This is a genomic window from Grylomicrobium aquisgranense, assembly GCF_033971865.1.
Classification (GTDB): Bacteria; Bacillota_I; Bacilli_A; order Erysipelotrichales; family Erysipelotrichaceae; genus Bulleidia; species Bulleidia massiliensis.
The window spans coordinates 50,764-60,205 of record NZ_JALBUR010000012.1 but is presented as its reverse complement, the minus strand read 5'-3'; the positions used below and the strand labels follow the sequence as shown (position 1 = coordinate 60,205).

10 protein-coding genes are annotated in these 9,442 nt (G+C 43.3%); 1 reads left to right on the top strand and 9 read right to left on the bottom strand.

Translation table 11 applies throughout. From position 1 onward, the window contains the following. Positions 1-236: 236 nt before the first annotated feature. The 9 genes from MOZ60_RS06340 to MOZ60_RS06300 form a co-directional block, all read right to left on the bottom strand. The gene (locus tag MOZ60_RS06340) at positions 237-956 is read right to left on the bottom strand and encodes a CpsD/CapB family tyrosine-protein kinase (protein WP_370596031.1); all 720 of its coding nucleotides are present in this window, start codon (positions 954-956) and stop codon (positions 237-239) included. A gap of 6 nt (positions 957-962) precedes the next feature. Next, entirely contained in the window at positions 963-1,727 is a 765-nt protein-coding gene (locus MOZ60_RS06335; RefSeq protein WP_370596030.1) for a YveK family protein, read from the bottom strand. A gap of 89 nt (positions 1,728-1,816) precedes the next feature. Next, positions 1,817-3,112 carry an ATP-binding protein gene (locus tag MOZ60_RS06330; RefSeq protein ID WP_370596029.1) on the bottom strand — a complete coding sequence of 432 codons (1,296 nt, stop codon included), beginning with the start codon at positions 3,110-3,112 and terminating at the stop codon, positions 1,817-1,819. A gap of 227 nt (positions 3,113-3,339) precedes the next feature. Further along, positions 3,340-3,504, bottom strand: coding sequence for a hypothetical protein (locus tag MOZ60_RS06325; protein WP_370596028.1), 165 nt, complete (start codon positions 3,502-3,504; stop codon positions 3,340-3,342). Positions 3,505-3,956: 452 nt separating this feature from the next. Further along, complete coding sequence (locus MOZ60_RS06320; protein WP_370596027.1) at positions 3,957-4,958, bottom strand: hypothetical protein; 1,002 nt, start codon at positions 4,956-4,958, stop codon at positions 3,957-3,959. Continuing rightward, positions 4,945-6,462 (bottom strand): MBOAT family O-acyltransferase, encoded by a 1,518-nt coding sequence (locus MOZ60_RS06315; protein WP_370596026.1) that lies wholly within the window; start codon positions 6,460-6,462, stop codon positions 4,945-4,947. Before MOZ60_RS06315 ends, MOZ60_RS06320 begins: the two co-directional genes overlap by 14 nt. Positions 6,463-6,721: 259 nt before the next feature. Continuing rightward, positions 6,722-7,459 carry a DUF6036 family nucleotidyltransferase gene (locus MOZ60_RS06310; protein ID WP_370596025.1) on the bottom strand — a complete coding sequence of 246 codons (738 nt, stop codon included), beginning with the start codon at positions 7,457-7,459 and terminating at the stop codon, positions 6,722-6,724. Further along, positions 7,449-7,844 carry a hypothetical protein gene (locus MOZ60_RS06305; RefSeq protein ID WP_331348276.1) on the bottom strand — a complete coding sequence of 132 codons (396 nt, stop codon included), beginning with the start codon at positions 7,842-7,844 and terminating at the stop codon, positions 7,449-7,451. The genes MOZ60_RS06310 and MOZ60_RS06305 overlap by 11 nt, the downstream gene beginning before the upstream one ends. 59 nt (positions 7,845-7,903) lie before the next feature. After that, positions 7,904-8,074: a hypothetical protein gene (locus MOZ60_RS06300; protein ID WP_331348275.1), complete on the bottom strand. Its 171-nt coding sequence runs from the start codon at positions 8,072-8,074 to the stop codon at positions 7,904-7,906. A 131-nt stretch (positions 8,075-8,205) separates the two neighbouring features. Between MOZ60_RS06300 and MOZ60_RS06295 the strand changes: the two genes are divergently transcribed. Continuing rightward, complete coding sequence (locus tag MOZ60_RS06295) at positions 8,206-9,414, top strand: HipA domain-containing protein (RefSeq protein WP_370596024.1); 1,209 nt, start codon at positions 8,206-8,208, stop codon at positions 9,412-9,414. Positions 9,415-9,442: the final 28 nt, after the last annotated feature.

Here is a 9,442-nt window from a genome sequence, read left to right as displayed (position 1 = left end):
AGGCTTTTCACCTTCACTAGGGTTCTACTTCATACGCTTTCATGTTTTCCATCCAGTTCTATCCTTTCTTGGATTACTTTGACAACGCACTATTGCGTTTCTGTATGAGTGTGACTGCCCGTCACACAAAAAAGCCGTTCATCGAACAGCTTTTCCCATATCTCTCTGATACGTCTTATAGACTATACTACAGTTCATCCCGCTAATTCCAGACAAATTGTACAGAAAGCCTTTTCTTATTTTTCTTTCTTACCTTTCTGGTGATAATACTCAGCACCATAAGAATAATAGTCTTTGTAATAGTAGCTACCAGAGCCGCGTCTTGTATCCACTCTATTCAGCACAATGCCAAGAAGCGGTGAACCAGCACGTTTCAAAGACTGTACAGAACTCATCACCAGTCTCTTGTTTGTACTACCGCTGCGCACAACCAGCACAGAACCATCTACATATTTGGAAATATTCAAAGCATCCGCAACCGAACCTAACGGCGGGCAGTCCAGAATAATATAGTCAAATGTCTTGGAACACGAATCCAGCATCTCACCAAAGCGGTCACTTTCCAAAAGGAACGTTGGATCTGCAACAAGATTTGTTACAGGCATCATATAGCCATTGGGAACATTCGTCCGATAGATCACGTCGGGAATGTCCGCCTGACCAGAGAGAAGGTGGGCAATGCCGACAAAGTTCTCACTTGTTGTAATATCCAGCTTTGTCCGCATTTCCGACAAACGCAGATCACAGTCAATCAGAAGTGCCCTTTTCCCAACCGATGCAATCGATCTCCATAAAGACACCGAAACAAACGACTTCCCTTCATTTGGAACCGAAGAAGTAATCAATACCTTCTTTACATTCGTACCCGAAAAAGACAGATTAATCCGAAGCTGATTCACAGCCTCCTGCACATCAAAAGGAAGCTCCGGCAGTTTATTCAAAGTTAATGATTTCATGACTGCTTAGTCCACCTTCTTTCTGCGGCGCTTCTGGCCAGGCTTTCTGCCCTCCGGAATCGCAGCCAGCGGCTGTACACCAAACACCTTATTGATGTCATCCGGTGTCACAAATGTATCATTCGTCACATGCTTGATAATAATGACAGCACAATATAACAACGCAGCCAGAAGACCGCCAATCAGCGCATTCTTCTGATAAGAAGGCGAAGACTTATGATCAGGCACCTGCGCCTCCTCAAACACATTCGGCTCATCCGACTTCATCACCTTCGGCAGATACGTCTTAGCCTGCTTGGCAAGCTCATTGGCAATATCCGCAGAAAGCTGTGCATTCGTTGTTGTCACAGAAAGATTCAGAATACGCGTATCCGAAGGATTGGTCACCGTAACCTGTCCCTTCAGCGTATCCACATCCTCATCCAGAGACAGATTGTCAACCACATCCTGCAGAATCGTGTTGGACTTGATCAGTTCCTGATAGTCAGCTTTCAGCTGGGAACTGACCTGCAGCGAAGAAAGATCCACCACAGAATTGGAACCGGATGTGATATACATCCTTGCCGTGGCCGTATACTTTGGTGTCACCAGGAAGAAGGTCAGCAGGAAGACAACCACCGCACCTGCAATAAACAAACCAATAATCTGGACAATGTGTGTCCACAGAAGATAGAAGATCTCACCAAGATCAATTTCTACTTCATCATTGCCGCCGTTATTATTCATCGACGGATCTTCCAGCGTATTGCTGGCATTTACTTCTTTTCCCACGAAGCCCCCTCCTATTGCTTTACCGGACAATGATAACCCATTTCCTAAAACTTCAACAGAAAAATCTTAGCAGAAACAGGATTTTTGTACTACAGGCACCAGGCAGCATAGAGTGGAACAGAGAACAATTCATCATGCCAGCCAAAGTTCAAAGCAGAAATACGTACTGCATAGGCAGGATGATACTTGTTCCGGTAATTCTGCAGGCTGGTAGAACGCTTATGACGTCCAGACTTGATCTCTACCGGAATAATCTGTTCATCAAGATCCAGAACAAGATCAATTTCCATACTCAAAGATGGCTTATAGTAATACAGTTCTTTGCCAGCAGCTTTCAGCTGTTGAACAACATAGTTTTCCGTCACAGCACCCTTATAGATATTCACACTTTCCATCAGCAAATCCCGATAATGAAGGCCGCAGCTATGCCTCAATAAGCCAACATCCGACAGATAAATCTTGAAGCTGTTCTCGTCCACATAGCTTTTCAGCGGGGATAAAGGTGCCTGCAGACCATGCACCGCATACACCATGCCTGAGGCATCCAGCCAGTCCAGCGGACCGCTGAAATCACGGCTGTTAGCACCCGAGCGGACCTGGCTGTATTGAAACTTCGGGTTTTCTTTGGCAAGCTGCCTTGGTATTGAATTGTATACCTGCGTGATCTTAACGGACTCCTGTGGGGAAGTCACATACTTGGCCATATCCGCAAGATAGGCAAGTATCAGGTTGTCATAAATGACAGAATCCACTTCCAGTGCATTCTTGCCATGATCAAGATAGGACTGCACAGCCTCTGGCATGCCGCCCACATATAAATAATCCTGATACAAATGAAGTGCCTTCTCATGAATGCCCTGTGCCAGAGGCTTCCGGGAAGAATACGCATCACGTATGCCATCCCGCAGCAGCTGCTCTCCACAGGCAAGCAGGAATTCCTCAAAATCAAGAGGATACATCTGTACAATGTGAACCTTGCCAACCGGAAAAGAACTCTGGAAACGCCGTATTTTCACACCCAGCAGACTTCCGGCACAAAGAATCCGGTAATTCTTCTCTGACTCACAGAAATACTTCATGGCCGTCACAGCCCGCTCGCAGCACTGGATCTCATCAAAGAACACCGGCGTCTTTTCATCGATCACTCTGCCAAGCAGCTGCGAAATCTTCATCAGAATGGTTTCAGGCTCAAGACTGCCATCAAAAACCGACGCAATATCATTCCTCTCCTCTAAATTAATGTAGACATAGTCATGATATACATCCTGGCAGAACTTCTTGATCAGCCAGGTTTTACCAACCTGCCTGACCCCAATCACCATCAAAGGCTTCTGAATCTGATCCTGTTCCCATTTTCTAATTACTTCATAAAATTTCCGATACATATGCCTGGCCCCTGACTTTCTTTATTTGTATTCTATCATTATCAGGTATCATAATGCGTATATTTCATGAAGTATTTCATCTTTTTAGCGTCAAAAATATGAAATACTTCATATTTTTGACGTTTTAGAACTGAAATTCATTTGCTAATGCACAGTCTGATATCCTCCCACATAAAAATATCTGCTGTTTTGCAAGCAGATATCAAGGAACATCGCAGCACAATATTTCAATCTCTCTTTATATCTGAAGAAAAAAGTCCCAATTTCTTTCTTAGATCTGCTAATGCCTCTTGTGCAGGTCTTGTCTCTCCTGATGCAATCTGTTCTTCAGAAATAGCAAGATCCCGGTATACCCTGGACATCCACAGCGCATCATATTTCTCAATGCTCATTTTTTCTATGCTCCTTTGATATATGAATCATACTGGGTTTTTCCTGACAATAGAATATCTCGTTTGTTAATAATCCAACGATTGGTAATTACAGCAACAAAATCGAAATGAGAGCAACTATTTTCTTAGATAAAGCAACTGCTTGCATCATTAGAGCAACTATTTTGCAAAACCGCTGTTATAAAGAAACAGTCACACCTGTCTCATATGAGGCAGGATATTCTGCTGTCAATCTGCTGATTTTTCTGATGATTCTGCTGATCCAGGATACAAATCATGTAAATCGGCAGAGTTATCAAAACATTGCGAAGTCAGATAGATGTCTACACTTTTTGAAATCTGTAAACATTCCCGAAAATCGTCGTTATTCATTCACTACCTGTCTCTCCATGCGATCACTCACACGGCAATCTTTCCTCTCATCAAAAAAGATGCATGATCTCCCATGCACCTCACGTCTGCGAATTGATTTGCTTGATATTTTCATTAACCTGATCCAGGAACTGATCTGCCATCTCATCCCAGCTGCTGTAATCAGAATCACCTCTATGATCCGGCAGATCCATCGTTTCAAGGATACTGATCAGATAATCTGTCACCTTCCAGGCACCAGAATCATTGAGGTGATCACCGGCATCTCTTGTATCCTTACTCCAGTCTATGCCAATCTCATCCGCAATCGTATTACAGTCAATATATGTAATATCCCATTCTTCGGAAAGAGATTTCAGATAATTATGCTTTGCCATATTGTAGTTTACTGGCGAAGGCGCACTGAACAGAACAAGCTGTGCCCCGGCATCTTCCACTTCCTGTTTGATCTGTTTCAGAACAACCAGATTCAGCCAGAATAATTTCTTCTGCTGCGTGCTGGCTGTCATATACGAATCCAATGAAGTATAGGCATTCACACCCTTATTCAGACAGTATCCTTTCCAGGAAGTATTTGTTGTATAGTCACTTGCACCAAGCATCTTCCATATATTGTGATACTGAAATACCGGAAACAATGTATTCAGGCTTTCTTCCAGAATATCTTCCATGCCGGTAACAGAACCAATATCACGATAGAAGACATCCGTTTCCAGCATCACCACTTTAGGATGCTGGGTAGATAATGCCACGGTAAGCATATGTTTCATTTCTGCAATATTCTGTAACGGCTGGGCTGCCACATAGGAAGTGATGCCTGTATAGTGATACACCTGCAATGGTGAGAAAGTTGAATAGGCTTCACTGTCCCCTAATACAAGCACATCAATACTGTCTTCATCCTGTGTCAGAAGATCTGCCTCAGCACCATTGCGCTTCAAAACATTGGAATCCTGTGTTTCTATTGCCGTATACAGAAATCCTTCTGATACCACACTGAGCAATACCCCCAGGATCACAAAAAAAGCAATACAGCGCAGCCAGATCTTCTTTATTGTGCTTTTCTTCTCAGAACCCTGCATAGATTAACCCTACCTTATCGTAACCTGTGCCATAGGCAGCAAAGATAATCACCGCAAACAACAGCAGATACACACAAGCCCATCTCACCGGTGCCTTCTGCCTGCTCACAGCATCATAGACATCGATGTTATTCTCTTTCAGAATGTCATAGATCAAGACAACCAGGATGCCGATGCCAATCACCAGATAGTCATGATGATCCAGATTCAATGACATCAGTCCGCCATCATTCCACAGGGCAGAAAGATGAAAATTCTCAAAGATACGTTTAAACATAGCAAGACCAGCTCTTAAACCATTGGCGCGGAAGAACATCTCACCAGTAAACAGAATCACCCAGGTGCGTACAATACGGAATGTATGACAGAACACATTGTTCTTATTGAAGCCAGTCTTCTTGTAGAATGCCTTCTTGACTGGTTCCAGCATTTCGCCGATCATCAGGATGACCAGGTAGTAAATGCCATAGAAAATATAGTTCATCTGCGGTCCATGCCAGATGCCATTGAACAGCCACACCGGTGTCAAAGACATGGCACAGATACCGATCTTGGTTATGTATTTGCCAAACTTCTTCTTGCCATACTTGTTCCACTTCATGCAAAGCTTGGAAGTCGTTACCGGATAAAACAGATATGTCTTACACCAGACACCAAGGGTAATATGCCATCTGCGCCAGAACTCTGCCGCAGACTGTGAGAAGAATGGCTGCCTGAAATTCTCCGGCAATGTAATGCCAAACATCTGTGCCGAGCCAATGACTATATCCATAGCCCCAGAGAACTCCATATACAATTGCACTGCATAGAAGATCCCTGATACAGCTGTCATTGCTCCGGTATAACTTGTGTAATTGGTAAACAACACATTCACAGCTGTATTCAGCCGGTCTGCAATGACCATCTTCTTGAATAATCCCCACAGGATCCTCACACAGCCTGCCTGCAGTGCAGCAAGATGAACACCTTCGCCTTTGGTTAACTGTGCTGCGGTATCCTGATACCTTGCAATCGGACCTTCCATGATCTGTGGGAAAAAGCTCAGGAAAAGTGCAACCGAACAGAAATCATGATCTGCTTTCTCTCTGCCCCAGTATACTTCTGTTAAATAGCTCACTGCTTCCAGCGTATAAAAGGAAATGCCAATTGGAGCGGCAATTGTCAGAGCAGAAAGAGAATGATGACCAAGATCATTGATAATCCGGATAAAGAAATTTGTATATTTCACATAGAGCAAAGTACCAAACAATCCAAATAATCCAAGGATAAACAATGCTTTTCTTGTTCTGGATTTCTTTGGGGCCTTGTCAATGACAAGACCCATGAGATAGACAAACAAGGTTGTGGCTAACAGACAGATGATCAGTTTCTTGCTGCAAAGAATGAAATACATCCAGCTGAACAATAACAGTACATACTTGCGGAATCGTACCGGTACAAGCTGATAGATCAATATACAGCATGGCAGAAATAAAAGCAGGTAGATCAGATCTGTATATGCCATGTGCAAACCTCCTTCCACAGGTCATGCCTTACAGACATAGCACGTTTTCCAAGTTGCGATCATACTGTCATATCTATTGTCATGCAATATCGAGATCTTAAGATTCTCTTAAGTTTCATCAAACTGACACATTCAGAATAAGCAATGCACAAATCTATCAATTTCATAATTTTACTCTCAGTTTCATTAGCGATGAAACTGAGAAGATTTTCATGAAAATGAGAACACAGAAATGAGAAGCCATGATAAAAAGCGGCTTTCACCGCTCATTCTTATCATCTGATGAATTGATTACACGCTCAAATGCATCTTTTGATAGTGTATTTGCAATGCTTTCATCCGAAAAATCCGGCTGATCTGCTAATAACTCTTTCAATTCCTTTGCCGCCTGGGTTTCTGCAGCCTGATCTCTCTGATACTCTGATTCCAGTTCATCATCCGTCATTGAAGAATATTGCTTGATCTGATCTTTTATATTTGCAGGAAGATTGTCTAATGAACCATATAGTTTTTGATATGCATCCATTACCTTCTGATAGGACAATGGATTGCCCTGCTCATATTGTTCCATAAAGATACCAATCACATCACTGATATCATGCTTATAGTAGCGATATGCTCTCATCTTCATAGCAATCAGATATTCTCCGGAAATAGTGCGCACCTCCAGCACATTATAGAAAGTCTTGTAATATCTGCTGTATCTGCGTAATTGGTCACTGTATGAAGATGTATACATGAAATCCGAATTCATCCAGTCTACAGGCAGATCATTTTCATTTGCCACGCTTCTGATAGCATCATGCAGCAGTGATCCCTTTTCTATCAATGCATCAATATCAGTTGTAGCATTACGAAAATTGTAATTAGCAATAATGGCGCTGCCGCCGATCAGAACAATTTCTGCATGCGCAGTCTTTCCAGCAAGCTTTCGATAAGCTCTTCCCAATTGCCGAAGATAGTTATCAATTGTATCTCTGGAAAAATCATGCGACATCACGGATATCTCCTTCTGCAATGTTATGCTCCATAAACTCAGGAATTGCCTGATCAATGCATCTATGACACATCTTCATTGCCGGATCATGAGCATCCCACATGACAGCCCCGGAAGGAACACAAACACTCTTCAGCTTAATATGCTCAAGATCTTTGTATGGCATCTCATACGAAAGATGATGAATGCGAAACAGATACTTGACCATACTGTAATAGTACAAAGACTCAAAACACTTTCCTTCCTTCCAGCAATTTGGAATCCGGTTCTCATGCAATACAGCATAGATAAAATCTGCATCACCAAGCCGTTTCAATTCGTGGCAGGTCTCTGATTTAAACCAATCAAACTCTTTTGAACAGCAAACTTTCAGTTCTTTACTCATGCCTGTGTCCTCCTTTCCAAAATCATTCTGTTTTTGTATGAATATGATAATGCATTGCACTACCACAATGACAGATTTTTCTGCAGTTCTTCTCCCAGGCTCTGTATTGTCTTACTGAATGGTGCCACTCTGCCATTGCGCACATCTTCTTCGCTTTGTTCCAGAATCTTCAGCAATTCATTTAAAGATGCTGAATCTGACGTTTTCTGCTCAGTTTCTTCCTGTTCCATACGAATGCTCCCTTACCAATATCATTCTGACAGAATCCTATTCTGATGAAAAGCAGGGGGCCATCACCTAATGTGCAAAATCACCATTTTCATTGACAAATTGTCTTCTATTTCCGCTACAATGTTGGTATATGCCACTCTTTACATTTAAGAAGAAAAATACCGTCTATGTGCTGATGCACAAAGACAAACCCGTCCTGCAGGGCAGCTTTGATTTTGGCCGCCATGCCTTTGGAGAGGACGTGGAAATCATCAATCCAGATCTGTTGCCAGTGGGTGTGACCCACGAAGATGGCACGATCTCTTTGCACAGGCTGAACCACTGGTACCGCTGGCGTGGGATCCCAGGATACCGGGTTGGCCTTTTGCAATTGGAGGAAAGACTGGAGATCAAAGATCCCCTGGAACTATTGGAGCGTGAATATGCATTGTCTGTCTCTGATACCTTCTGGCGTAAAGCAGAGGATGATCCAATTACCTGGAAAGAAGTCAACTTCTTCCACCGCTCCTTTGATCAGCAGGGTTTTGGCCTTGCCATGTTCTCCAATGTTGGAGCCAGAGCCGGCCACAATGCCCGCCACACGCCCAATAATACAACCTGCGGCTATCACCGCAAAGCATGGTTCAGGCGCAATGGCAATCTGTTTCTGCTCAAGGGCGGAACCCCCTTCTATCAGCAGGAACCCGTCAATGAATGGCTGGCATGCCGCATAGCCCATCAGCTTGGCATCCAGGCAGTTCCCTACAACAACGAAATATATGAAAACAACCTGGTCTCTGTCTGTCCGGCTATGACCAATGAAGATGTGGACCTGGTTACCGCCGGAGACGTATTGAACAGTGTGCATTCCGATGCCAAGAAATTCCAGTATGATGACTATATCCGCGCTCTGGAAAGCCATGGCATCAAAGATGGCAAGCAGCGCCTTTCTGACATGCTGGTCATGGATTATCTGATGATGAACACCGACCGCCATAACCAGAATCTTGGCATTCTGGTGGATGCCAATACTGGCAGATGGCTGCAATGTGCACCTGTCTTTGATACTGGTACAGGACTTGGCTGTCTGGTGGATGACAATGAAATCTTTGAACAGTATCATAGCCAGTCATGCAAACTGTTTAATGCCAGAAACTTCTCCCATGAGATTTTGCTGGATTACATTGACCTCAAAAGATATGACTTCAATGCTCTGGATGGTTTGCCAAGGGCATATGGCAACCAGCTTGTCAAATACCAGTCCACAACCAACATTTCCAATAAGAGAATCAACGAATCATACCGCCTGTTCTGTAAACGCATCCTGATGATCAGGAAAGCTGCTGCAAGCGTACAGTGATGAATGTCTGCCCCAATAGCAGGCATTT

Excerpts from the sequence above, each read along its gene's own strand:
- MOZ60_RS06340 (WP_370596031.1), bottom strand. The coding sequence starts at position 956 with ATGAAATCATTAACTTTGAATAAACTGCCGGAGCTTCCTTTTGATGTG.
- MOZ60_RS06330 (WP_370596029.1), bottom strand. The coding sequence starts at position 3,112 with ATGTATCGGAAATTTTATGAAGTAATTAGAAAATGGGAACAGGATCAG.
- MOZ60_RS06325 (WP_370596028.1), bottom strand. The coding sequence starts at position 3,504 with ATGAGCATTGAGAAATATGATGCGCTGTGGATGTCCAGGGTATACCGG.
- MOZ60_RS06320 (WP_370596027.1), bottom strand. The coding sequence starts at position 4,958 with ATGCAGGGTTCTGAGAAGAAAAGCACAATAAAGAAGATCTGGCTGCGC.
- MOZ60_RS06315 (WP_370596026.1), bottom strand. The coding sequence starts at position 6,462 with ATGGCATATACAGATCTGATCTACCTGCTTTTATTTCTGCCATGCTGT.
- MOZ60_RS06310 (WP_370596025.1), bottom strand. The coding sequence starts at position 7,459 with ATGTCGCATGATTTTTCCAGAGATACAATTGATAACTATCTTCGGCAA.
- MOZ60_RS06305 (WP_331348276.1), bottom strand. The coding sequence starts at position 7,844 with ATGAGTAAAGAACTGAAAGTTTGCTGTTCAAAAGAGTTTGATTGGTTT.
- MOZ60_RS06300 (WP_331348275.1), bottom strand. The coding sequence starts at position 8,074 with ATGGAACAGGAAGAAACTGAGCAGAAAACGTCAGATTCAGCATCTTTA.
- MOZ60_RS06295 (WP_370596024.1), top strand. The coding sequence starts at position 8,206 with ATGCCACTCTTTACATTTAAGAAGAAAAATACCGTCTATGTGCTGATG.